25 protein-coding genes and 2 pseudogenes are annotated in these 23,431 nt (G+C 54.8%); 11 read left to right on the forward strand and 16 right to left on the reverse strand.

What is annotated here, in order from left to right; translation table 11 throughout:
• Positions 1–58 precede the first annotated feature (58 nt).
• The 3 genes from ROLI_RS23275 to ROLI_RS23285 form a co-directional block, all read right to left on the reverse strand.
• The gene (locus ROLI_RS23275; protein ID WP_262386689.1) at positions 59–670 is read right to left on the reverse strand and encodes an MATE family efflux transporter; all 612 of its coding nucleotides are present in this window, start codon (positions 668–670) and stop codon (positions 59–61) included.
• Entirely contained in the window at positions 622–1,089 is a 468-nt protein-coding gene (locus tag ROLI_RS23280; RefSeq protein WP_187432056.1) for a phosphatase domain-containing protein, read from the reverse strand. Before ROLI_RS23280 ends, ROLI_RS23275 begins: the two co-directional genes overlap by 49 nt.
• 237 nt (positions 1,090–1,326) lie before the next feature.
• The gene (locus ROLI_RS23285) at positions 1,327–1,497 is read right to left on the reverse strand and encodes a hypothetical protein (RefSeq protein ID WP_187432055.1); all 171 of its coding nucleotides are present in this window, start codon (positions 1,495–1,497) and stop codon (positions 1,327–1,329) included.
• Positions 1,498–1,636: 139 nt separating this feature from the next.
• On the opposite strand from ROLI_RS23285, the gene ROLI_RS23290 reads away from it, so the two are divergent.
• Complete coding sequence (locus tag ROLI_RS23290; RefSeq protein ID WP_187432065.1) at positions 1,637–2,131, forward strand: ferritin-like domain-containing protein; 495 nt, start codon at positions 1,637–1,639, stop codon at positions 2,129–2,131.
• 24 nt (positions 2,132–2,155) lie between these two features.
• Positions 2,156–3,103 carry a YihY/virulence factor BrkB family protein gene (locus ROLI_RS23295; protein ID WP_187432054.1) on the forward strand — a complete coding sequence of 316 codons (948 nt, stop codon included), beginning with the start codon at positions 2,156–2,158 and terminating at the stop codon, positions 3,101–3,103.
• Positions 3,104–3,405: 302 nt separating this feature from the next.
• On the opposite strand, the gene ROLI_RS23300 is transcribed toward ROLI_RS23295, so the two are convergent.
• The 5 genes and pseudogenes from ROLI_RS23300 to ROLI_RS23320 form a co-directional block, all read right to left on the reverse strand.
• Positions 3,406–4,065 carry a L,D-transpeptidase gene (locus ROLI_RS23300; protein WP_187432053.1) on the reverse strand — a complete coding sequence of 220 codons (660 nt, stop codon included), beginning with the start codon at positions 4,063–4,065 and terminating at the stop codon, positions 3,406–3,408.
• 45 nt (positions 4,066–4,110) lie between these two features.
• On the reverse strand, positions 4,111–4,782 hold the full coding sequence (locus ROLI_RS23305) for an HAD family phosphatase (RefSeq protein ID WP_187432052.1): 672 nt from the start codon (positions 4,780–4,782) through the stop codon (positions 4,111–4,113).
• 81 nt (positions 4,783–4,863) lie between these two features.
• Complete coding sequence (locus ROLI_RS23310) at positions 4,864–6,213, reverse strand: TrkH family potassium uptake protein (protein ID WP_187432051.1); 1,350 nt, start codon at positions 6,211–6,213, stop codon at positions 4,864–4,866.
• The gene (locus ROLI_RS23315) at positions 6,213–6,875 is read right to left on the reverse strand and encodes a TrkA family potassium uptake protein (protein ID WP_187432050.1); all 663 of its coding nucleotides are present in this window, start codon (positions 6,873–6,875) and stop codon (positions 6,213–6,215) included. The genes ROLI_RS23310 and ROLI_RS23315 overlap by 1 nt, the downstream gene beginning before the upstream one ends.
• A 627-nt stretch (positions 6,876–7,502) precedes the next feature.
• A pseudogene (locus tag ROLI_RS23320) lies at positions 7,503–8,525 on the reverse strand (IS110 family transposase).
• A 379-nt stretch (positions 8,526–8,904) separates the two neighbouring features.
• On the opposite strand from ROLI_RS23320, the gene ROLI_RS23325 reads away from it, so the two are divergent.
• Together ROLI_RS23325 and ROLI_RS23330 are read left to right on the forward strand one after the other, a co-directional pair.
• A complete protein-coding gene (locus ROLI_RS23325; RefSeq protein ID WP_187432049.1) occupies positions 8,905–9,255 on the forward strand; it encodes a TA system antitoxin ParD family protein in 351 nt (116 codons plus the stop codon).
• A gap of 2 nt (positions 9,256–9,257) precedes the next feature.
• Positions 9,258–9,857, forward strand: a complete 600-nt coding sequence (locus ROLI_RS23330) for a zeta toxin family protein (RefSeq protein WP_316247502.1) — start codon at positions 9,258–9,260, stop codon at positions 9,855–9,857.
• Positions 9,858–10,133: 276 nt separating this feature from the next.
• On the opposite strand, the gene ROLI_RS23335 is transcribed toward ROLI_RS23330, so the two are convergent.
• The 3 genes and pseudogenes from ROLI_RS23335 to ROLI_RS23345 form a co-directional block, all read right to left on the reverse strand.
• A complete protein-coding gene (locus tag ROLI_RS23335; protein ID WP_187432047.1) occupies positions 10,134–11,657 on the reverse strand; it encodes a Fic family protein in 1,524 nt (507 codons plus the stop codon).
• Positions 11,658–11,928: 271 nt separating this feature from the next.
• Positions 11,929–12,153, reverse strand: a pseudogene (locus tag ROLI_RS23340) (SMC-Scp complex subunit ScpB); the annotation flags it as partial.
• Positions 12,154–12,218: 65 nt separating this feature from the next.
• Positions 12,219–12,665 (reverse strand): hypothetical protein, encoded by a 447-nt coding sequence (locus ROLI_RS23345; RefSeq protein WP_187432046.1) that lies wholly within the window; start codon positions 12,663–12,665, stop codon positions 12,219–12,221.
• 224 nt (positions 12,666–12,889) lie between these two features.
• On the opposite strand from ROLI_RS23345, the gene tnpA reads away from it, so the two are divergent.
• From tnpA to tnpC, 3 genes are read left to right on the forward strand one after another with little or no spacing between them, the layout of a single operon-like run.
• Entirely contained in the window at positions 12,890–13,282 is a 393-nt protein-coding gene (gene tnpA / locus ROLI_RS23350; protein WP_187431418.1) for an IS66-like element accessory protein TnpA, read from the forward strand.
• Entirely contained in the window at positions 13,279–13,626 is a 348-nt protein-coding gene (gene tnpB, locus ROLI_RS23355) for an IS66 family insertion sequence element accessory protein TnpB (protein WP_085828814.1), read from the forward strand. Before tnpA ends, tnpB begins: the two co-directional genes overlap by 4 nt.
• A 49-nt stretch (positions 13,627–13,675) precedes the next feature.
• Positions 13,676–15,175, forward strand: coding sequence for an IS66 family transposase (tnpC, locus tag ROLI_RS23360; protein ID WP_187431419.1), 1,500 nt, complete (start codon positions 13,676–13,678; stop codon positions 15,173–15,175).
• A gap of 5 nt (positions 15,176–15,180) precedes the next feature.
• Here tnpC and ROLI_RS23910 read toward each other — a convergent pair whose 3' ends face one another.
• The 3 genes from ROLI_RS23910 to ROLI_RS23370 are packed head-to-tail and all read right to left on the reverse strand — an operon-like array spanning position 15,181 to position 18,045.
• Positions 15,181–15,579 (reverse strand): TniQ family protein, encoded by a 399-nt coding sequence (locus ROLI_RS23910; protein ID WP_187431420.1) that lies wholly within the window; start codon positions 15,577–15,579, stop codon positions 15,181–15,183.
• Complete coding sequence (locus ROLI_RS23365; RefSeq protein ID WP_262386618.1) at positions 15,576–16,433, reverse strand: TniB family NTP-binding protein; 858 nt, start codon at positions 16,431–16,433, stop codon at positions 15,576–15,578. The genes ROLI_RS23910 and ROLI_RS23365 overlap by 4 nt, the downstream gene beginning before the upstream one ends.
• Positions 16,411–18,045 (reverse strand): Mu transposase C-terminal domain-containing protein, encoded by a 1,635-nt coding sequence (locus tag ROLI_RS23370; protein ID WP_187431422.1) that lies wholly within the window; start codon positions 18,043–18,045, stop codon positions 16,411–16,413. The genes ROLI_RS23365 and ROLI_RS23370 overlap by 23 nt, the downstream gene beginning before the upstream one ends.
• A 394-nt stretch (positions 18,046–18,439) precedes the next feature.
• Between ROLI_RS23370 and ROLI_RS23375 the strand changes: the two genes are divergently transcribed.
• Positions 18,440–19,327 (forward strand): site-specific integrase, encoded by an 888-nt coding sequence (locus ROLI_RS23375; protein ID WP_187431423.1) that lies wholly within the window; start codon positions 18,440–18,442, stop codon positions 19,325–19,327.
• A 10-nt stretch (positions 19,328–19,337) separates the two neighbouring features.
• Positions 19,338–20,531 carry an IS91 family transposase gene (locus ROLI_RS23380; RefSeq protein ID WP_187431424.1) on the forward strand — a complete coding sequence of 398 codons (1,194 nt, stop codon included), beginning with the start codon at positions 19,338–19,340 and terminating at the stop codon, positions 20,529–20,531.
• Between the two features lie 14 nt (positions 20,532–20,545).
• Here the strand turns inward: ROLI_RS23380 and ROLI_RS23385 are convergent, their stop codons facing one another.
• Both ROLI_RS23385 and ROLI_RS23390 read right to left on the reverse strand, forming a co-directional pair.
• On the reverse strand, positions 20,546–20,707 hold the full coding sequence (locus tag ROLI_RS23385; RefSeq protein ID WP_187431425.1) for a hypothetical protein: 162 nt from the start codon (positions 20,705–20,707) through the stop codon (positions 20,546–20,548).
• A gap of 268 nt (positions 20,708–20,975) precedes the next feature.
• The gene (locus ROLI_RS23390) at positions 20,976–21,500 is read right to left on the reverse strand and encodes a hypothetical protein (RefSeq protein ID WP_187431426.1); all 525 of its coding nucleotides are present in this window, start codon (positions 21,498–21,500) and stop codon (positions 20,976–20,978) included.
• Positions 21,501–21,556: 56 nt separating this feature from the next.
• Here ROLI_RS23390 and ROLI_RS23395 point away from each other — a divergent pair, with 56 nt between their 5' ends.
• Both ROLI_RS23395 and ROLI_RS23400 read left to right on the forward strand, forming a co-directional pair.
• Positions 21,557–21,871, forward strand: coding sequence for a hypothetical protein (locus tag ROLI_RS23395; protein WP_187431427.1), 315 nt, complete (start codon positions 21,557–21,559; stop codon positions 21,869–21,871).
• Positions 21,872–22,000: 129 nt separating this feature from the next.
• A complete protein-coding gene (locus ROLI_RS23400; RefSeq protein WP_222869634.1) occupies positions 22,001–23,287 on the forward strand; it encodes a hypothetical protein in 1,287 nt (428 codons plus the stop codon).
• Positions 23,288–23,431: the final 144 nt, after the last annotated feature.

Below are 23,431 nucleotides of genomic sequence, written 5' to 3' on the forward strand. Positions count from 1 at the left end.
TGCTCTTCTCCTGATTGTTGCAAGACAAACAAACACCGGACCAAATGGTTCCATCGGTTCAGGCAGCGGCCGGTTGCGGTGCCGTGTGGTGTGATAGCCAGTAAAGCGCGAAACTGCCCACCGCGATGCCTGCTACAGCGTTCGCCACGGCGATAGCATAGAAAACGGCGTCCGATGTTGCGAACTGGGCGGCAATAAACGACAGCGGTACGTAAAGGAGGGCTGTGCGCACCAGATAAAGACCCAGGCCATAGTGCGACCGGCCCAAAGCATTGAATGCACCAGCGCTGATGATCACGACGCCGTATCCCCAGATGCTGAGCGGGACAATCGTCAGATAGGTCGTGGCTGCACCGATGACCTTTTCATCTTGTGAGAAGACGCCGACAATTGGTTCGGCTGCAAACCAAAAAAACAGGCCCAAGATCGCTGCCCAAAAGGCACAGACCGCATAGCTAAAGCGCAAAGCTTCTGCGACACGGTCGCATTTGCCAGCCCCCCAATTCTGACCCGCAAAAGGGCCAATGGCAGACGACAAGGCAAGCATGGGGATGACAGCCAGTGATTCAACCCGCGTGGCTACGCCAAAGCCCGCAACAACCACTTCGCCAAACGCCGCTATTAGTGCCGTGACAATCGCGATCCCGATGGGATTGACGGCATTGCCCAGTGACGCGGGAAGACCGACTGCAAGTAATCAAAAAGGTTCCATGGCGACGAGCTGACGTAAAAACACGCGGCCCCCCTGCCCTTCAGATCCTGCAGCAAGGCCACCGCGTCATCAAAAATCTCGCGCTCATGGACGTTGCCTGTCGCAGAGGTCCAGAGGTTGCGCACCAGTGAAAAAGCACCGGTCCGCAAGAGCGTGTCATCAATATCGGAAATGACGCCAAACGTGGCATCGCGAGCGTCGAAAATTGGTGTTGGATGCACCTCATCTGCGCCCGCTGCTTGGACATTCACAAAAGCGGGCACATCACCGGTGACCGGAACGCGCAAGATAAAGAACCCTTCTTCATCGGACTGTGTTGTTAGATCGTAGTAAGGTGCTGTGATCGTAAGATCACGCAGTTCGTCTGTGGCAAACAAGCTTAGGAAGTCTCTGAAATTGCGCCAGTTTGATTGTGGACCTGCCGCGCTGATCGCTCGGGCCTTGGCAAGGACGCGGCCCCGTAGGACGATGTGATCGGGGGTAGTGTAACCGCCATAGCAGTCAATGATCGGATCGTCGCGCGCAAGGCCGCGCCTTATTTTCTCAAACCCCCGTTCAAAAGTGTGAGCAACGCGGGCTAAGGTAAGCTTTACAGCCGTTGAGTGTCCTTTGTTTCAGACGTCGGCTGGTTTGCCAGTGGATGACTTATCGGCGGCCAGTGTCGATTTGGTCGTTGATGGATCATCCATGCGCTCTTCGGTTTTGCGCTTGCTGATGATCGCCATCACGACGAAGGCCAACAGCGTAAACAGCGCGAGCATGATAACGATAAATCCGCTCTCCATGGGGCTTCTCCTTTTCAAGATTGCGTTGGGGATGGAACGCACGAGTTTCCGGTAAGTTCCAATGCGCACTGTGGAACGAACAGGGCGCGCAGACGTTGGATAGGTGAAGTAACCATTCTCAATGAAGGGAGACACCATTATGACGATGTCACATCTCGAAGACGTCTATCACGACCAACTTCAGGATCTTTGGAGCGCGAACACCCAAGCAGTAGACGCTGTCACCAAGCTGGGACGCGCCGCGCAGGACAAGGATTTATCTGAGGCCCTGATCGCAGGCGTAAACGGAATGAATGACGGCCTGCAAAAGATCGCCGAAATTTGTAACCGCCACGACATCGCGCCAAATGGCGAACACTGTAAAGGCATGGAAGGGCTTGTGGCAGAGGCGCATGCACATGTGCTGGACGCCGAGTTTGCCGACGATGATGTGCGCGATGCCATGATCATCACACAGTACCAGCGCATGGTGCATTACGCACTGGCGGGATACGGCTGCCTTGTCGCATTCGCCAACCGCTTGGACCACGACGAAGACGGCGCGATCCTGCAGGAATGCCTCGATAATACCTATAGCGGCGACCGCACGATGACGGCGCTTGCGACTGGCGGCATTAACAAAGCGGCCGCCTAAACCATGACAGACAGGAGCCCGGATATGACACGCGGACGCCAAGCGGACAGCCCGACCGATATTCCCGCCAAAGGCTGGAAAGACATCGCATTTCGTCTCAAGGATGAAATCAGCGAAGACAGGGTCGGTCTTATCGCGGCAGGCGTTGCGTTCTACGGGCTCCTGGCGCTATTTCCGGCCATCACCGCTGTTCTTGCCATTGGCGGTCTGTTGGTCGAGCCGAACCAGATCATCAACCAACTGTCCGCCCTTTCAGGCATCGTGCCAGAGGCGGTCATGAACATCATCACCGAACAAGCAACCGAAGTCGCCGGTTCGCGCGAAGGTGGACTGGGGCTGGCCGCACTGATCGGTATCGCCCTCGCCATCTATTCGGCGTCGAAAGGCATGGGAAGCCTCATGGACGGCATGAACGTTGCCTATGACGAAAAGGAAGAGCGCGGTTTCATTCGCCTTAAGCTTGAAACCCTTGGCCTGACACTGTTTTTGATCTTTGGGCTGCTGGTGGCGTTTTCGGCGATGATCGGGATTCCAATACTTTTGAATGCGCTGAGCTTTGGTGCATTCGCCGAAACCGCTGCGGGCATTGCGATCATTGCAATCATACTTGCCCTGTCTCTGGTTGGTTTGGCTGTCCTTTACAGGTACGGACCGTCGCGCGATGCGCCTGAATTCAAGTGGGTCAGCCCCGGCGCGATTGCAGCCTGCATCATCTGGCTGATCGGATCCGCCGGTTTCGCCTTTTATGTCGCGAATTTCGGGTCGTACAACGAAAGCTTTGGCGCGTTGGGCGGTGTCATCGTCCTGCTCATGTGGCTTTGGATTTCCGCCTTTATCGTGATGCTTGGCGCAGAATTGAATGCTGAGATGGAAGCGCAGACACGTCACGATACAACCGTCGGACGCGACCTTCCGATGGGTGAACGTGACGCTGCCAAGGCTGACAATCTAGGCGAACCGCAGCGCAACTAGCGTCAATGAGAAAGACCCAAAATATGATTGATAAAACCGTTTCAAGGACACTGGAACATATCCTGCGCGCAACAATCTTGTTGGGAATAGCTGGGTGTACGTCAGTGCAGCCCACCTCGCCGCAAGAAGCTACGGTCATGATCCCGCAAGCTGTTGTTAACATTGCGGATCCGCGACAGAAATTGACGACCGCAAGACTGCGCGAGCAAGACAACTGCTATTGGTACCAGCATACGAACCCACTTGAAGTGACCCTCCTGCCCTTACGCGCTATTGACGGGCGGCCGATTTGCGCAAGCTAGTCAGCTTGTTGCCGAAACAAGATCGTTGGTGCTGTACAAATGGGCTCGCTGACCGGTGCGCACATCCCCATACAGGTCGTTGATATGCGCCATAATCATCCGCACACAACCCGAACTTGCCCGCCCACCGATTGACCGCGGTGACGGCGTGCCGTGGATACGTAGGTATGTGTCGCGATTGCCTTCGAACAAATACAGCGCGCGCGATCCCAGCGGATTGCTTGGGCCACCTGGCATGCCATCGCTGAATTGTTCGTACAAATGCGGATCACGCTTGATCATATCTGCCGTTGGTGTCCAACGTGGCCAGCGTGCCTTGCGATGAATGCGGTAAACCCCGGGTTCGTACAAATTGCCCCGCGCAATCGCTACGCCGTAGCGCATAGCAGTGCCGCCAGCCTCGATGTGGTAAAGGTAGCGGGCGACGGGATCGACATGGATATCACCGGCAACAAGCCCCGCGTTCACCGCGACCCGGCGCGGCAAAAACCGCGCGTGGATACCCCACGGATTGCTGATCGCCGGAATATAGCCCGCTGGCGTCACCTGTGCGTCCCACCGATCCCATTGGTCACGTGCTGCGTAGGCGGGTCCGGTTGCAATGGCAGTCGAAGCAAATAGAGCAGTTGAGGTTTGAATGAAGTGGCGGCGTGTCAGCATGGTATCCTCGCACAGAGATTTCGATTTGGTTGGCATGCCGGTGCTTTATTCTTCGCAGAGAAAAGGCAACTTGGACGGCTCAACGCTGTCCACGATCCGTATAGCACCTTCGATTTGGCTCTCGTCACCATAAGCGCCCGGAAAACCGACGCAGTCGATCCCGGCAGCCAAGGCCGCTTGCATTGAAACGGCTGTGTCCTCAATCGCCAGACTTCTAGCCGCTGACACACCAAGTGCTATCATAGTGCGGTGGTAAATTTCCGGATCGGGCTTTGTGGCGGTCACATTCTCGTTGTCGCCAACGAAGTCAAAAGTGCTGCGGTGTAGGGCGCCGTTCAGTGCGCCAAAGACTGCCTCAATGTTATTGCGCGATGTACTGGTCGCAAAGCCGATCTTGATGCCGTTGTCCTTTGCAAACCGGATCAGGGGCAAGACACCGGGCCGCGGGGCTAAGCCATCTGCGATCATCATCTCACCGAAAATCTCGGTTTTGCGGTCGTGCAGTGCCTTTGCGCTGACTTCACCGCCCACCTTGTCGGCGTAGTCACTGATGCGCTGGCGCCCGCCCGATTGCTTGAGCATTTGCGCGTAGATGTCGCGGGTCCATTCCCAGTCCAGTTCAGCCTCTGCAAAGGCGCGGTTAAAGGCCTGACGCTGCATTTCTGACGTTTCCACAATCGTGCCGATTGATCCGAAAATAATGGCTTGTTTGGTCATCTGTTCGTTCTCCGGTGGGATGTACCTGCAAAGCGCAGAGGTACAACGATCAACGCGAGACGCGCGCAATAGTTCCTGTGATTACCCAAGTAAGACCTTGCCCTCCGGATAGCGGACACGCGGCGATGCGCGTGTCGCCAACAGAAAGCCAAGCGTGAGCGGCCCCAATCGGCCGATGAACATGATCATGATGATGACCATGCGCCCAAAGGTATCCAATTCGGCTGTCGCACCCCGCGACAGGCCGACCGTGCCAAAGGCAGAGGCCACTTCAAACAGCAGATCAAGGAAATCGCCCTGATACGTCAGCGACATCAGGAACAGGCCCGTCAGGATGATGAACAGGCTCAGCGCCACCAGGGCCAGAACCTTGATGATCTCTTCCATCGCAAGGCTGCGCCCGAAGATATGCAAGCGGTCTCTTTGCTGCAGGAACGCCACTGTGGCCAACGCAAGCACGATCAATGTCGTAACCTTGATTCCACCAGCGGTGGATGTGGGACCACCGCCAATGATCATCAAAGTCATCGTCATGATGGTGGTGCCGTCGTGCATTTGGGCATAATCAAGCGTGTTGAAACCGGCGGTACGCGGTGTCACCGCCTGAAACCAGCTGGCAAGCAGTTTCGCGCCAAAGCTGTCCAAACCAGCCAAAGTGTTGGGGTTTGACCACTCCATCAGGGCGAACCCAATCCATCCGGCCAAAATCAGGGCGCCCGTCCCTACCAGCATCAGTTTGCTGTGCAGGGCCAGCCTGTGCCACGACCTGACGCGAAACAGATCGATCAGGACAATGAAACCAAGCCCACCGATGATAAACATCAGGCTGATCGTGATGTTTATCGTGGGACTGCAAACATAGCCGCTTAAGCTATCGCTGAACAGGGAAAATCCGGCATTGTTAAAGGCGGAGATCGCATGGAAAAGCGCCTGCCAGAAACCATGTGACCACCCGAATTCGGGAACAAAAACAAACATAAGGACGGCTGTACCAAGCGTCTGGCAGATTGCGGCGACGATAAAAACGATCCGCACCAGTGCCCCCAACTCGGACAAGGAAACTTGCCCCACCTCGTCACGCAGAACAATGCGTTGCGGCAGTGCGACAGCGATGCCCAGCATCGACAGCAACAGCACCGCAAAGGTCATCAACCCCAAGCCGCCCAACTGGATCAGAACCGCTATGATGATCTGTCCCAAAAGCGCGTAAGCGCTGCCCGTATCAACCACCACCAATCCTGTGACAGTGACCGCAGACGCGGCTGTGAACAAAGCGTCGCCGAATGTAACAGTGCCGTTGTTGCTGATCGGGAGCCACAGCAAAGCTGCGCCTAGCAGAATGAAGATCCCGTAAACAAACGCCAGTATCGCGGGGGGGCTCAGAAGCCGGCTATCGACTGACAGCCGGAAAGATCGACGCAGCCTTGCCATCAAAACCGTCCGGCAAAATCGCGCAGGTCTTGGCGTTTGCCCAAGAGCAGCAAAAGATCATCTTTGCGCAGTTCGCAAGACGCGCCATCATGGCCCAGAAACTCTGAGCCGCGCATCACACCGACGCAGCGCAGATTATACTGCGATTTATAGGGCAAGGATTCGAGTGTCTTGCCCTCAAGCTGTTCGGGGATCGTAAAGTTGACGATGTGATAACCGTTGCCAAGGCTGATGTAATCGCGCACGAGCGGATTGTGCAGCACCTGTGCTACGTGCTGCCCTACTTCTTTTTCGGGATGCACAACGCGGTCAACGCCTAGTCGTGACAAGATACGATGATGGTTTTTAGACGTCGCTTTGGCCCAGATTTTGGGCACACCAATGACCTTCAGGTTGATGGCCGCGACACTGCTTGCTTCAATTTCACTGCCGATCGCGATCATCGCAATATCGCAGTCACCCAAAGCAGCCTCGCGGAGCGCTTGCTCATCGCGCACATCAAGGATCATCGCCTGATGCAAGTCATCGGCATAGCGCGCAACGCGCTGTTCATCGATATCAATCCCAATGACATGGTTTCCAAACCGGGCCAATTCTTGCGCGACACTTCCGCCAAAATTACCTAACCCGATGACAACGATCGTTTGTGAGGACGCAGCCATGACGGCTCCTTTGCGAGAAACATTGATTGCCGATAATGAGTAACGCCTCGACCGACTGAATAGTTCCCGGATCAAGCCCACACCTTAGTTGTTTTCGGACTGCCTGCGTTAGTTGGACCAAAATTGCTGTAGTTCTCGGGAACCATCTCGCTTTGCTTGGCGTCAATTTTGCATAGAGACTATTGTCCCTGTCTCAATTCTGGAACTTCCGGAAGCTGATGGCCTGCCACATCTGCTAGATGTGGCAGGCTTTTTTTTGCGCTGGTCTTTGGGGCACCAGTTTTCTCTATCGAAATTCGAAATTGTATTCCCGGTCGTGCGGCTTAGGTCCCCTGATACGCATGCACCGCTAATATTACATATGCGCGGGTGTGGATGCCCCGGGGCTGAGTTGAGCGTCGGTTGGTCTTGGAACGACTGATCAGGTGCAGTCAGGTGTCCGGCCTCATCGTTGCCGCAACACATGGCGGCGGGCCTTTATGGAGATACGCGATCCGGGTCCCAATCACTTATGCGGCCTCATTCATGGCCACGCGCATATTCTGGGTATTCCGAGTCAATCTCTTGATCCGTGTTCCGTAACTTTCCGTCGTCCTTTCAGTCCTGCCGGTATCCGATGCCGTTAACTCACACGGCAGCTCGAATTTCGTAATTCTTCTCTGTTACCATCATGGCCCACAGTTGTCGCGCCATCCGATTTGCAAGCGCCACAGCAAAAAGCATGCGTGGTTTCCTCTTCAGCATATTGGCAAGCCAGGGATCATCGCAACGGCCTTTTCGCTCGGACGCGCTGATCACGGACATTGCGCCCGTCACGAGTAATCGCCGGATGTCACGCTGCCCCATCTTTGTAATCCTGCCGAGGCGCTCTTTGCCTCCGGTCGAATTCTGTCGCGGCACAAGCCCCAGCCAAGCCGCAAAACCACGGCCATGGTCGAAACTTTTGGCAGGTGGGCAGAAGGCTTCGATTGCTACTGCTGTAATGGGACCCACACCTGGCATCGTTCGCAAACGTTTAGCGTCAGGCGACGCCTGAGCAATCTTTTTCAAGGTCTTATCAATCGTGGCCACTTTATCTGTTAGGGTTTAAATATCCTCTGCCATGAGCTGAACCATTTGGAAAACTGGCCCAGGCAAGTCTTCTGAGCACTGCACTGCAGCCGCAACCATTCGCGCCACGCTCGCTCGAGATGAGGGCAAAAGGACACCGTACTCGGCGAGGTGGCCATGCATCGCATTGATGAGCTGTGTGCGTTGACGCAGGTAAAGGTCGCGGCTTCGAAACATAACCGCCTGCGCTTGCTGCTGCTTCGTTTTCACAGCGACACAGCTCATGGACGGCCGCAAGGCTGCCTCGACGATAGCTTCAGCGTCCACCGCATCGTTCTTGTGCCGTTTCACGAAGGGTTTCACATAGTTTGGTGGGATAAGGCGAACTGTGTGACCGGCTTCTTCCGCCTCACGCCCCCAATGATGGGCCGTCGCACAAGCTTCCATAGCAATCGTGCACTTTGGTGTCTCGCCTAGGAATTTGATGAACTGGGGCCGGCTAAGTTTCATGCGAAACAGAACATGCCCTGCCCTGTCCGATCCGTGTATTTGAAACACACGTTTGGCCAAGTCGACCCCGATGATGTGAAGTTCTTCCATGTCGTCCTCCTTTGGTTCCTGACCAGTCTTGGCCCGATCGGTTCAATTGTGAACCGGCAGGAGGGGCATCCAATCCATCACTTATGCGAATTAATATCGTCGCCATGGCTCAATTTGGTCTTCAGCTTCCATTCCAATGCTGAAAGCCGAATAGGCTGAAAATCCCTTCCTTACTCCTAGGTGGCCTGTGAAGCCCTATGCCTTGAGGACTGGCAAGCGGACGAGGACCTTTGCGGCGTATGGGGCGAACGGCCAGTTTAACATTTATTGAAGCGAAAACTAATGTGTAGCGCAGTCTAATAACTGGACATTTACAAGTTTATCGCCATATATATGTTGTTGGTGGCATTTTGCTACCTTTTCGAAGGATGGAGTTGTTATGGCCCAATCTATCAAGCTGTCCGATGATGTTATGTCAGTCGTGCGCCGTGAGTCCGGTTTGCAGAGCCGGTCCGTTGCGGGGCAAATCACCCATTGGATCAACATCGGTCGCGCCATCGAGCAATCGAGCGCGTTTGACTATCAACATATTAATGCCGCTCTTGCAGGGGAGTTGTCTCCGGATGAGTTGGGCGCTGAAGAGCAAGAAGTCTGGTTTGCGCAGTTTGCTGACGAAATGACCGCGCCGTCTGATCAAGAAGAAGCGTTTTTTGCGCAACGTCGTCAGCTGGGCCGTGGTGTTGGGCTGAATGACAAAGGCGAATTGGTTTACCCTGAGGCCGCAGCCTGAGCGTGGCCCCTGCCCCGCGTCCAACCCTTGTGATGCTGGCAGGTCCAAACGGATCAGGCAAATCCACGCTTTATGAGACGCGGATCGCGCAAAATTTTGCCGTCCCGTTCATCAACGCGGACATCATCCAGCGCGATGAACTGAAGGACGGTGATGTGAATGCTGCTTATAAAGCGGCACAAATCGCCACCGAGCGCCGTGCATCCCTGATGGTGGATCGCAAGAGCTTTGCCACGGAAACCGTGTTCTCTCATCCCTCAAAGCTTGAGTTGATCACCCAAGCCAAAACCCTTGGGTATCGCGTCATGATGTTTCATATCTCCGTCGCGCATCCTGACCTATCCGTCGCCCGTGTTGGTGAGCGGGTCATTGAGGGCGGTCATCCCGTACCCGAAGAGAAAATCAGAAATCGATATGATCGCTCCGGCCCCCTGATCCGCCAAGCCATTCTGGCCAGCGATATCGGTCACGTCTTTGACAATTCCCAGCTGAACCAACCTCCGGTGCGGGCGTTGTCATTCACAAACGGAACCCTCACCTTTGCCTTGCCGCAGCTTCCCGATTGGGTACTCGATCTCTACGCGGATGACTTAGTTCTGTAGATCAGCATATTGGCAAGCCAATGTTCTTTTTGTTCTGAAGCACTGATCACTGGTATGCGTCAGTCATAGGTAATCGTCGGACGTCACGCTGCCCCTTCTTGGTAATCGTTGCCACCTTGTTTGTAAGCTCTTCGATATCTTGTCCCACGCGTTGAGCCATCTCGAAAACTGGCGCAGGCAAGTCTTCAGACCAGTCTCTAGCCGCAGCAACGATGCTATATTTCTGGGAATTACATAATGTGGACGGCCTACTTCGCCCTTGGTATCTTATCGAAGCTATTCTTGGTCCTTCAACGCATCTGCCAGAAACTTGGCAAATGGCACGATGTCCTCACGAACGCTCGCAGCTTCCAGCGCAGCCATGTAAGCGGCGCGATTGTCGACTTTGATCACCGTCCATGGTTGTCCTGCTGCAGCCAACATCACATTCATCAAGAACCGAGCCGTACGGCCGTTCCCATCTAAGAACGGATGTATGAATACAAAGATGAAATGACCAAGCACCACACGAACCGCGGGATTGGTTTCTGCCTGCAGAAGTTCGAAAAACACAGGCATACATTCGCGGACGGCTTCGACGTTCATCGGCACATGCTGAGAGCCGCGAATGTAGACTGGCGCGTTTCGATAGCCCGCAAGCTGCGCCGCCTTCAATATGCCCGCCCCCACAGATGGTGTGAACAACGCCCGGTACCATGCTGTCAGATCACGCTCTGCGACGTCCCCAACATCTTCACCTTCGAGAACGGCGCGCACGCTCTCACGTACGCTTTGAAACGCCTCCCAATAGCCGCGTGCCGCAAGTGCATCTTTCATCGCAAGATCTTCTTTGTCCCCATCCGGGTCCCAACCTCCTGAGCGCACTTTCTCAATCAGTTCGGGTGAGACCCGATAGCCCTCGATGGACAGCGAATGATAGGCATCGGTCACATAGATTTCATCCATCGCTGTCAGATAGGCTTCGGCATCATTTGTGACCGGCTGAGCAGCAGGAAAATGCGCAATCACTGTTTCGCGCATCGCTTCCCACTTCAACCGGATGCGGTGTACATGCGGTGACGTTTCCCGCCCGGCATTGAGGACAGTCACGCTTTCCGAAAACGGATCGCTCATCCGCACATCATGTGACGCCGCTTTCATAGATGAGACGATTTCGTCGGCAATTCTCGTCTTGCCAATACTTCGAAACGCCCCTGCCAATCGACCTGCTGCGCTCGTGTGCCCGCCCTCCAGAAGCCGGGCCAGGAGGGCAGAAGCATCTGGTATAATCGCTAGGATCGTCCGCGCATCTGTCGCGTTCTGTTTGAAGAAGTTTTCAGGAACGAGGATCAATGCCTCTTCTATTGAGAACAGGCGTAACCCATCTTTGACGACAAGCGCGTCTCCCTTCGCAAACGTCGCACGGGTCTCGAAGATAGAGGTCTTGTGTGGGAAGTCCGTCTTCATGTTCCCTGCCTTGGGTGCGCGGACGAGCAGCTGCACCGGGACTGCCGTATCGCCTGCATGCAACTTCAGGGATTGCTCGGGTGACAACGACCAATCTTCGCCAAACCGATCCGAGAGATATTGGGCACAGAACGCCCAGAAAGAAGTGTACCAAGCGGTGCTTTCACCAACGCGTTCGTCAGGCCGGGACATGATGTACCAGCCCTTGATCACTTCCTTGATAAATCCAGCCTTAAGAAGCCGTTCCCTATGGGTCCGGGTTAAGTCACTAGATCGAATAGCTATGACACCTTTTGACTGTAGAACATGCAGGACCTCTAAAGATTGCGCTAGCTTCTCCGCTGCGATCACCATGTGGCAAACTCCTCGCCCGTTCGACCTCTAGGGTTTGAAGCTGTAGCGTATTTAGGTTTTGATGTCGATCAATTTTTAGGTTTTTACGTTGTGTGGCTTATAGGGTATTAAGCTACATCAAGCAAAAGACTGCACCAACATGTCATCACTGATGTACAAATATACGTTTTTTGCGCTGCGCAAGAACACGTAATCTCTGTCAATCAATATTGCGCTTCCACTGCCTCACTGAACCTCTTTCAAGGTCAAGTGCCTTATTATCGAGCGAGCTTTAATCCTCTATGCCGCTTACCCCCGCATCCTCCAACTGCTCTCTGTCCGGCAGATCGCGCAAGCTTTCGAGATCAAACACAACGAGGAACTTCTCCGTCGTCACGAAGGTATACGGCGCACCTCTGCGGGGACTGCGCGGCCCGGTAGCAATGAGATCCCGCGCATGCAGCCGCCCAATCAAATCACGGCTGATCTCCTTGCCAAAGATGTCTTTCAACCTGTCATGGTAACGTTATTCGCCGGACTCTTTCGTGTTGACTACTATTTTGGTCGACTTGGTAACGCCATTCATGAGATACTCACAGACTGCAGACGGGTGGTTTCCAAGATCATTTCTGCGCATCGCAGTAGTTCCCCTCGGTCCGCGGTTTCGCCGAGTTGGCTAATCGCCTGCTTCGCTGCAGCCAGATATTCGGACCTTGCGACGTTGGGACTGGCAGACTTGTACGCGGGGGATTGATCGCTCTTTTTCCCGGCATCTTGGCTCTGATAGTTAGGCAAGCTGCCAGCGAGCCGTATCACTTGAGCCAGAAGTTTCCGCTTATATGGAAAGGCAATGTGAAGTCTTGTTCCAGCAGTCAGATCATTGCGCACGGCGAATGCAACCCCGAGCATGGGACGGAACAATCCAAGATGCAGAGCTTCCAGCATTGCAAAGCGCTGACTGAGGTCTCTTGAAAACAGCGTAGCGTGACGAAGTTCTGGTGCGAGAATTTGGACAACCTGTATGGTCAAATCAACGCGCCGACCGGATTGTTGGTGTCCTCGCTGATAGGCTTGCGTCAGTCGCGCGGCTCCCAAGAGCGCGCGTGTTCTTGACCGAGGAGGAAATCTGATTGTGTCTTTTTGGTCGGTGCTTACAGGCAGCAACTCGGTAAGCGTGCGGCCACGCTGCTCTGACGCCTCATAGAGTGGGTTGATAGTGTCCACTAACGATAGTGGACATCTTGAGGGCAGATATGGCGGGTAAGAAGGGTCAAAAGAAGCGGTTTTGGTCTGATGAGGAGAAGGTGTCGATCTGTGCGCAAACATGTGCGCCGGGGGTATCGGTAGCGCAGGTCGCGCGGCGGTACGCGATGAACACCAACCTGATCCACAAATGGCTACGTGATCCCAAGTTTGCACCTGATCCGGAGATCATCGAAGACGAGGTTGGTGAAGCGCCATGTTTTCTGCCTGTGGAGATTGTTGACCGGCCAGGTGCTGAAGAACCGGTTCCCGCGCTTGCGGCAAATGCCACATCCGGCCATAGCGCGATTGAGATCGACATCGCGGGCGGTCATCAGCTGAGGATTGTCGGTAGCTACGATCCCGAAGCATTGGCTCGGCTCATCCGAGGTCTTTCTGCATGATCCCTGTCCCGGCGAACACGCGCGTCTGGCTGGCTGCCGGTGTGACCGACATGCGTCGTGGGTTCACGACGTTGGCTGCGCAGGCTGAACAGACATTGAAGCAAGATCCGTTTACCGGGCATCTGTTTGTCTTTCGTGGACGGCGAGGTGATCTGATCAAGATTATCTGGTGGGACGGGCAAGGTGCATGTCTGTTCAGCAAGCGCCTGGAGAAAGGTCGGTTTGTTTGGCCGTCGGCGAAAGAGGGCAAGATCGCTCTGACCGCGGCCCAGTTGGCGATGCTGCTCGAAGGGATCGATTGGCGTTTACCACAACGCAGCTGGACACCGCTCAAGGCAGGATAAATGCGCGTGTGGGATTCCCGCCGGATCGTTGTTTTGCTATAGTCTGGCCATGCTGGACGTCGATAAATCACTGCCGAAAGACCCTGATGAACTCAGGCAGTTCACGGCGATTTTGCTGGCCGAGGTGAGGTCGCAGGCTGTTTTGATCGAGAAGTTGCGGCATCAATTGGCCGGTCAACGCCAATGCCGCTTTGGGTCGTCATCAGAAAGCATTGAACAACTACAACTGGCCTTGGAAACAAGCGAGATCGCGGTTGCCAAGATGACCGTGAAGCTACGCCTTCCCGATGAGGAGCCAAGAGACAAACCAAAACGCCGCCCGATCCCCGATCACATCCCGCGCATGGAAGTTGAGCTGACCACCGGTGATGATGATTGCGCTCAGTGCGGTGGTGGCTTGCGCCGTCTGGGCGAGGATGTGACCGAAGAGCTTGAGTATGTTCCTGGACGCTTCATCGTGAACCGCATTGTGCGTCCACGCTTTGCATGTTCTGGCTGTGAGGCCTTCACACAAGCAGCGTTACCTTCGCGCCCAATCGAACGGGGCCGTCCCGGCCCGGGCCTGCTGGCCCATGTTCTGGTCAACAAATACGCTGACCACCTGCCGCTGTATCGCCAAAGCGGCATCTTCGAGCGCGACGGGATCGACATTGACCGTTCAACGCTGGCCGACTGGGTTGGCAAATCCACAGCTCTGTTGGAACCACTGGCTGATGCCATCGGGCGGCATGTGTTGGCTGGACAGGCTATCTTTGCAGACGACACGCCGGTAAAGATGTTGGCCCCCGGCACTGGCAAAACAGCGACAGCGCGTTTGTGGGCTTACGGTCGAGATGAACGGCCCTGGGGCGGCGATGCCCCTCCCGCCAGTTGGTATCAGTTCTCGCCGGATCGCAAAGGGCAGCACCCCAAGGATCATCTCGCAAAATATCGGGGCTGGATGCACGCGGACGGCTATGCCGGGTTCGAAGATCTCTATCGTTCCGGCGACATCCACGAGGTCGCCTGTATGGCGCATGTCAGACGCAAGTTCGTAGATGTTCATCGCGCCCAAGGCTCTGCCATCGCCAATGAGGCCATCCAGCGCATCGCGCAGCTCTACGCGGTCGAGAAAGAGGCACGCGGGTCACCACCAGATCGACGCGCCGGTCTCCGACAGGCGCATGCAAAACCGATCTTCGATGATCTGGAAGTCTGGCTACACACCCAACTCCCAAGTATCTCTGGCAAATCGCCGCTTGCGGGTGCGATCCGCTACGCTCTGACGCGCATGGCGCGGCTCCGGCCATATCTCGACCACGGCATCCTGGAGTTGGACAACAACACCGCCGAACGGGCCATGCGGTCTGTTGCAATCGGGCGCAAAAACTACCTGTTCGTTGGATCACAAACCGGCGGCCGCGCTGCCGCCATCGCCTACACCTTGATCGAAACGGCCAAACTGAACCGCATCGATCCGCAGGCTTGGCTGGCCGACACCTTGGCACGCATCCCAGACTACAAAATCAACCGCGTCGATGACCTGCTGCCATGGAAAACTGCCTCATAGGGCGGTCAGACCGGACGCTTACGCAACTCGAGACCGCATGAATTGCATATAGTAGACCAAGCATAGCGCCAATGGCGCAACGAAACCCCAGGCGTTTCGTTGTTGCATGTCGAGCAAACCTGAAAGTCCGACCGGGAAATGCACTCTACGGGAAACCTTGGGCAGCGCCTGATCAGCATGCTGTTCATAGCACTCGGCGACAGCCGCGTTATTGTGCCGAACCGTTCAAGGTTCACGCCCTGCAGTTCGCTTCTCGTTTCCGGCAGACGCTCGTCAGCCAGGCCCAAGTAACCGCAGAACTCCTGCACGGAACAGTAGTTGGCAACTGCAAGGCGGGCAATCCAACTTGAAAGCAATTCATCTCGAAGCGGAGCCGGGCGCTTCGGCAGCGGTCGGATGGTCACTGAAAAGCCGGCAGTGGTTGCCGCCGGATGGTCCAGCTATGTTTAGCCCAGACCGGCTGCCAAGTTTGGATGGCCTCATCGGTAATCCGTTCCTCGCCAGTCTCGATTGCCTCGATGGCCAACGCCTTGATCATGGTGAACACGCGTGACGTGACGCCGCCTGTAACACCCAGGATAGTTCGGAGTGATTGGACGTTGAGCCCAGATCCGCGTTCCAACTGCATGGCTGAAATCAGAGTCTGGACAAGACGTGAAAACTCAACGTCATCTTCCCAGAACGGTAGAAAATGTTCATCAAGCCTACGGGCCAGTTGCTCGTCGCCACGAATGGCATCGACGGCCTCGTTGACGCCGAACACGACGAGAGCCACGCAAAGATCGTTGGCGAGGAAACGGAGCATGTTGAGGAAGCGCCGCTGTTCCCGATAACTGCCCGCCAGCAAGTTATGAACCTCGTCGATCATAATCATCTTGAGGCCCATGTCCCGCAAATGACTAAGGGCGCGCACCTCTAGTTCGGACACAGTGTGCCTGCCCCACATCGGGGCCCCAATCGACGCGAGAATGTGCTGATAGAACCGTCGTTCATCTGGCGCAGGTGGTGCTTGCAACAGCAAGATTGGCGTTCGCGTGACACCTATCTCGGATGCATATTGTGACGGATACAGACTCTCCATCCGCTTTGCGACCATGGTCTTGCCGATCCCGGAACTGCCATAAACCATGAGCCCTGGCATCCGGGATTGCCTAGGCATTTCCATAAGAGAAATCAATCTATTGAGAACAATTGTCGCGCGATCAAATGCAATCCAACGATCGCTACGAATGAGGTCAATTCTTTCGTTTATATCCATCAAAGTCATCAATCGGGTAAGTGGGAAGGTCAGGGTTGTTAGTATCAATTGCAAACATCTCGCGTGAGGGATCACGCTTTGGCTTGTCGCTCGGAAGCCGGGCCTGGCGTTCACCTTCCAGCCGGGCCGTCAACGTTTGTTGCCGTGCCGCGTATGCGATACGGCGCTGTTCTTCGATAATCCGAAACAGCATCGCCTCCGGAATCGTTCCTCCATGTCGTTCGTGAAAAATAGCTCTGGCGCGTCGCGATTCCCAAAGTGAAATCCGGGGCCGTGACAGATCCTTGTATCGCGCAGCAACGGCGCGACCATCATCCGTGATGACCCAAATCTGAGACATGTCGCGGGGATCATATTTGACCAAGACTTTCCCTGCCCCGCGACCGATCATCGGACCGAACGCGTCGCTCCAATAGCCAATCGAAAACAAATTGATCCCCGTGCGCGCCAACTGCCGACGCTCGGAGGGAAGAAAACTGATCCGGAACGCGTCAGTGTCCACAACTTGTCTGCCAGCGACGTCACCGCCGAGATCGGCCCAAGCGGCCAACGGCACCCGCCCTAGCCCACTGTGCCGGGTATTGTGATATCGGCAAATCTCCAAATGCAGCCAGTCCTCGAACTCCTCAAGCGTCAACGCTGCCTTGCCCGTGCTGTCATACTCACCCTTGTCTTTTGGCGAGGACTGCGTTGTTCCTGGAAGCACATGAACCGCTCCCATGGTCGTCCCAATCAGGCGCTCAATATGGCCCCCATAATGCACACGACCTGGTGGCCGGTACTCAATCACAATACCCCATTCAGCACAGGCCGACTGGAAGGCGTCGCTACGAAAGTCTCGCCCATTATCAACGTGAATAGCCTGCGGGATGCCGGATGCTGGCCAATACAGGGCTTCCATTGACTCTGGCGTGCGGATCGACTTCGGTCTCACGCAATGATCTAGACACAGACCAATGGATAGAACCGTTGGGGCGTCAAAACTGACGTAAACACCTAGTACGACCCGGGTTGCGATATCAACCGCAAGCGTTAACCATGGTCGTGCTAGCGGTTTGCGGTCCGCCTGGTCTACAAGAATGATATCGGCCAAGGTGTGGTCTATCTGGACGATCCCCAAAGGACGCTCCACGTCCAAGCCCCCTGCCCTCGCCTCGAATACCTGCCTCGCTGCTTTCGCGCCCTTCCGTTTCCGCAGCACCTCACGCTGATCCATTGCATCGAGCCTTGCTTTGACGGTCTGTCGTGATGGAGGCTGAAAACCCTTGGCATGGCATTCCACGCGAATCTCGCCCACGATCCTCCTAAAGCTAGGCCTCTCCAAGACGAGGTAGCGCTTGCGGAGGACTTGATCGATCACATCTTCAACTTGCTGATCCAGACACGACATTCCGCGCTTGGGCCCGCTGCGTTTGGGCAACAATGCACTCACGCGCCCGTCGTTCTCACGCAAAAGACCCAAAAGGCGCCAGGCCGTACTCCTGGAAACGCCAAGTTGCGCCGCGGCGGACTCCAATGGCAGCCCAATCTCTTTCCCTTCAGTCTGCAATAATAACAAAGGTCGAAGAACCTCCGCCCTTTTTATTGCAACTCCTTGGGCATCATCTTCCAAACTTCACACCGTCAAATGTTATCCACAAGTCGGACAGTCCGACGAATTACGTTACCATCTCACGAATTAGGTTACCATCCTATGAATGACGTTACCAATGGCCAATTGTAATTAAACAATAAAATCAACCGCGAGTCCTATGAATAGGATGACCACGACACCAGCTTTGCAGGGATAGGCGTCGCTTTTTAAGAACCCGACTCGCATAAGAGCAAGGCGCTGCCGTTCGCTGCGACAGCCATTAACTTACAGAGTGCGGGACTTGGACGAAGCCGCTGCCGCGGCAATGGCGATTGTTGCGGGTGTTGTGCGCTGACTTTAGCCGTGTGGATTTTGAGATTTAACGAACCTGTCTGACGATTGAGGCTTCTCAATCAACGGACAGGAGTTCCCCATGACACATGAGAAGATGACCCCGCTTCGGGAGCGGATGATGGAAGACATGCGCATCCACGGGATGGGCGACAAGGCTCAGAAGGCGCACATTCGGGCGATCAAACACTTTTCTGGTTTTCTTGGGCGCTCGCCCGATACCGCCACGCCAGATGATCTTCGGGCGTATCAGTTGCATATGACCGATACGGAAGTGACACCGCCCACATTCAACGCGCGGATCATGGCGCTGCGGTTCCTGTTCGGTACAACCTGCAACCGTGAAGACATGAAGAAGTACATGCAGTTCCGCACGCAGCCACGCAGGCTGCCAACAGTGCTGAGTATCGAAGATGTTTCGGAGCTTCTTGCTGCGGCACCCGGCCCGGGTCTGAAGTATCGGGCGGCGCTAAGTATTTCCTATGGTGCGGGTCTGCGGGCATCTGAGGTTTGCAATCTCAAGGTCAGCGATATCGATAGTGACCGGATGTTAATCCATGTCGATGAAGGCAAGGGGCGCAAGGACCGCAAGGTCATGCTGTCACCCGATCTCTTGGACTTGTTGCGTGACTATTGGTGCGAAGCGCGCCCCGAGGGATGGCTCTTTCCGGGCAAGCCGAAGATCAATCCGGTCACGTCGAGGCAATTGGGTCGGGCGTTCAACTCGGCCAAACATCTGGTTGGTATTTCAAAGCCAGCCACGCTGCATACCTTGCGGCACAGCTTTGCCACCCATCTTATGGAGGCTGGAACGGATGTGCGGGTGATTCAGGTCTTACTGGGTCACGCCAAGCTGAGCACGACAGCGCGTTATACCCATGTTGCGACTAAAACAATCCGGGATACGCCCAGCCCGTTTGAAGCTCTCAAAAGGCTGAACGTACAGACCCGCAAGCGCAGACGGGAATAACCGAGGCCGGGTGCCCCGGCCAGAACTGGAGATTGCGGATATTTTCCGAAAGTTTGGTCCTGCGTGGCGGCAGGTCAATAAGGGCCATGTCAACCTGTCCCAGCTCAAAGTGATGTCCTCAATCGAAGCCTGCCGAACTGAGGCGCTCGGCGGGCATGTGGCGGCCTGTACCAAATGCAACCACATGCACATTGCGTACAATAGCTGCAAGAACCGGCACTGTCCCAAGTGCCAGAGTCCGGCCGCGCGCGACTGGATGGAAGCGCGCGCCGAGGATCTGCTGCCCGTGGAATATTTCCATGTCGTCTTCACGTTGCCTGCGCAGATCGCTCGTATCGCCTACTGGAACAAGAAGGCCGTCTATGGCCTACTGTTCAAAGCGTCTGCGCAAACGGTGATGACAATTGCAGCCGATCCCAAACGGCTCGGCGCGCGGGTTGGCATGACCAGCGTCCTTCATACGTGGGGGTCGGCACTTACGCACCATCCCCATGTCCACATGATTGTCCCAGGCGGCGGTCTGTCGTCAGATGGCAAGAGATGGATCGCTTGCAAGCCGGGGTTCTTTCTACATGTGCGGGTGTTGTCACGACTGTTCCGGCGGCTGTTTATCGAAGGGCTGCTTGCCCTGCACCGCGCAGGTGAACTGTCCTTCTTCGGCGATCTGAACGGGCTGTCGGACCCACAGGCCTTCGCCGCATATCTCGCCCCACTGCGCAAAACCAAATGGGTGGTCTATGCCAAACCGCCATTCGGCGGGCCCGAAGCCGTGCTCGCCTATCTCAGCCGCTACACGCACCGCATCGCCATCTCAAACAGCCGTTTGATCAGTGCCGATGCCAACACCGTTGCGTTCCGATGGAAAGATTATCGCTTCAAATCTGGTGACGGGCGATCCGTCATGCACCTTTCCACATCAGAGTTCATCCGCCGCTTTCTGATCCATGTGCTACCGGACCGGTTCCACCGCATCCGCCATTATGGCCTGCTCGCCAGTTCGACCCGTAAGGCTAACATCGCAAAAGCTCGGACCTTACTTGGCGCACAAACCGCCAAACAGGATGACCCACCAGTCGCCGAGGTCATCCCGCTCACACTGCGAGACCCATGCCCCGGCTGCGGCGGGAAAATGCGCATCATCGAGACCTTCCGGCGGGGCCAAAGACCACAATCCCGCGCACCACCCAGAAAGGCCGCAGCATGACGGGGCGCACGTCATCAATCAAAGACCATTCCCCGAACTGCATCGCGTTTTGGGCTGGTATCGGCTTGGGTGAAGGAAAATTGATGGCGTCCAATGCGCCCAAACTGGTGCCAAGCCACTCCGAAAAAGACGCTCAAGGGCACCAATCCATGAGAAATGATGCCAAGCAATTCCATCTCGCAGCATCCTCGGCTGAACCTGATTGGCGCTTCCCCCATAGCGCGCGCCCAGACCCCACGGCTTCCTCCTAGTCATGTTTCCCAACGCGGGCCACACTCACACTAAGCCGAAAAGTCGCGCACAGGCCCGCATCGAAAAACCTTAAACAAAGTGTGAATTCGCTGCGGTTGCGCCAAGGTCTGCTGTTGAAACTCCGTGCAACAAACATCATTTCCGCCGGTGTCACAATTGATGGTTTTTAGTCATTCTGAAAATGAATGGAATCTAACGTCCCAAAACCAACCCATGCCCTTTTAGGATCACAAGAATCCAGCCGAATGCAAAAAGCAGAAGATCAAGGAGCGAACCAAGGAATTCGGGCAACGCCTCGGTCAATATCTGACTCAGGAAATCGAATGTATCCGGGGAGGGTCCGTACCCGGTTGTGACCCATAGTGTCTGTATTATACTTACAGATAGAGAGAAGAACTTTGTGACGGCAAACCACGCTGCTAAGCCTGCCACAACTAGTAGGTCAGCACTCCAGTAGAACGCTGACATTGCGGCAGTTAGTACGGAAAACACCACTGCTGCTAAACCAAAGTCTTGTTCAAGCGTGTTATCGAGCAACGTCACACCTGCCAACTTAATTCGGTCGAAAGCGAGACAGCAGAGCGCTATGATCATTATGTACGGCTCGCTGATAAAGTTGACTATTTCGTCAAAGCTAGTGGTCATGATATGCTCCGGCCATTGTATTCCGTTCTTGCGTTGAAACTTAGCGCGATTTGTTGCAATCGTCAGCTTCATGTTCGCATTCGATAAAGTTCGGAATAAACATGAGCTCAATTTGAAGACGCTAAGATATGGATGATAACTTCGCAACGGGTCTTACAATTGCGGCCCTCGGCACTGCCACTGTTGTGGTTTTAGTCCGTTGGCTACGCGGTCGGCTTGTTCGGCCGGCACTATTAGAAATGCTTGCCGCTCTAGAACAGGACTATGGTCCCTTTACAGAAAAAGAACGGATGTATCTGAGCAAACGTATCGAGCCAATACTTAAGACGGTCGTGGCGGCTGTATTTAAACCGGAAGCGGCGCAACGGCGGATTGCGCGCTTGCAGATCGAAGCCGAAAAGCTAGCGATTGAGCTTAAACAACGGCACGGCATAGGTCATTGAACAAGAAGAACAAACAGAACGACTTTTTATGCGAATGGTCGGTTTTTCAATGGAGTTCTATTTATGAGTAAGTCGTCTAAGTCTCGCCAAGCAATTGTGATCATTCACGGGATTGGAGAGCAGCGCCCAATGGACACGCTGCGCGCATTTGTAAAAACCCTGCAAGGGTTTCCGTCTGCTGGTGAAGCGACTCGGGTTTGGAACAAACCAGATAAGGTCTCGGCTGGCTTTGAGCATCGTACTCTTTCTTTGTCGGCAACGAGGACCCGCCCACAAACGGACGTATACGAATTGTACTGGGCGCATTTGGCAAACCCCAGCGAAGAACCAACCTTTACCTCTTGGTTGATCAGTTTGTTTAGGCGTAACCCTGATCTATTGCCGCCTCGGTTCCGTAAGGTGCAAAAAATCGGACTGATTGCCTTGGTATCGGGGATGATACTGGCAATCTGGGCGGGGCGCGCATTGCCATTGGACGCAACATTGGCTGCATTAATTACGTTGCCGCTTTCTGGGTTGCTGCTCTCCGGGATCGGGTATTGGTTGACGGGGGTTTATCGTGGCAAAATTGTTGATATTTCGCGGTATTTTGACAGCCATCCGAAAAATGTGCAGGCTCGAAACGAAGTGCGGAAACTTGGAGTGGATTTCCTACGAGGCTTGCATGAATCACCGCGCCGTTACGGTCGAATAGTGGTTTGCGGGCACTCAATAGGCAGTGCGATCGGCTATGACATCTTGCAAAAACTCTGGTTTGAGATGCACGAAACCCACAAGCAACTCGATTGCCCGAAGCGCGATGCCAAAAAAGCTCTGAGGCGTGCGATCAAGAACGAGGATTGGTCTAATATCCAAACTCTACAGGCTGAAGTTTTTGACGAACAGTTATCCGCGGGAAATCCTTGGCTGGTTACGGATTTCGTAACACTGGGTAGTCCTCTTGCACATGGGGACCTATTGTTGGCAAGTAGTCTGGCCGCATTCAGAGAACGGCTGACAGATGGTGAACTAGCGCGGTGTCCGCCTGTGTTGGATTTGGGCGCTCAGCAGATTGGATTCATGCGCAAATACCAGATTGAGGGAGGAGACTATCGTAGCATCGAACTCCTACCTCACCACGCACTTTTTGCAGTCACGCGCTGGACAAATATCTATTTTTCTCGAAGATTCTGGCTATTTGGCGATCCAATTGCGGGACCACTCAAAGATGTGTTTGGGCCGGGCATTCGAGATGTAGTAGTTCAGGGGGGTGGCTACTGGCCGCGAATAAGGCACAATGATTATTGGCGGAGCGATTTGCCGCTTGCAAAAAAGCTGGTTGGCGGCGCGTCTTACCCATTGGACGCCCTTGATGATGCTTTACGACTCGACCCAGTGCAGAAAGAAATGAATAGCTCTGATCTTCCTGAGAACTAATCTGATCACACTTACTAGCGACCTTGCAGCCTATACGCCGAAGTTCGGGCGTTTTCCGCTCCAGTGGTTACATTTCACACCGCCGTGACAGTCTTACCAAAAATCAAACGCCAATGAATGTGGCGACTGAATTTAGTGGCTTGC

Origin of the sequence: Roseobacter fucihabitans, assembly GCF_014337925.2 — a bacterium.
In the GTDB taxonomy this organism is placed as follows: Bacteria; Pseudomonadota; Alphaproteobacteria; order Rhodobacterales; family Rhodobacteraceae; genus Roseobacter; species Roseobacter fucihabitans.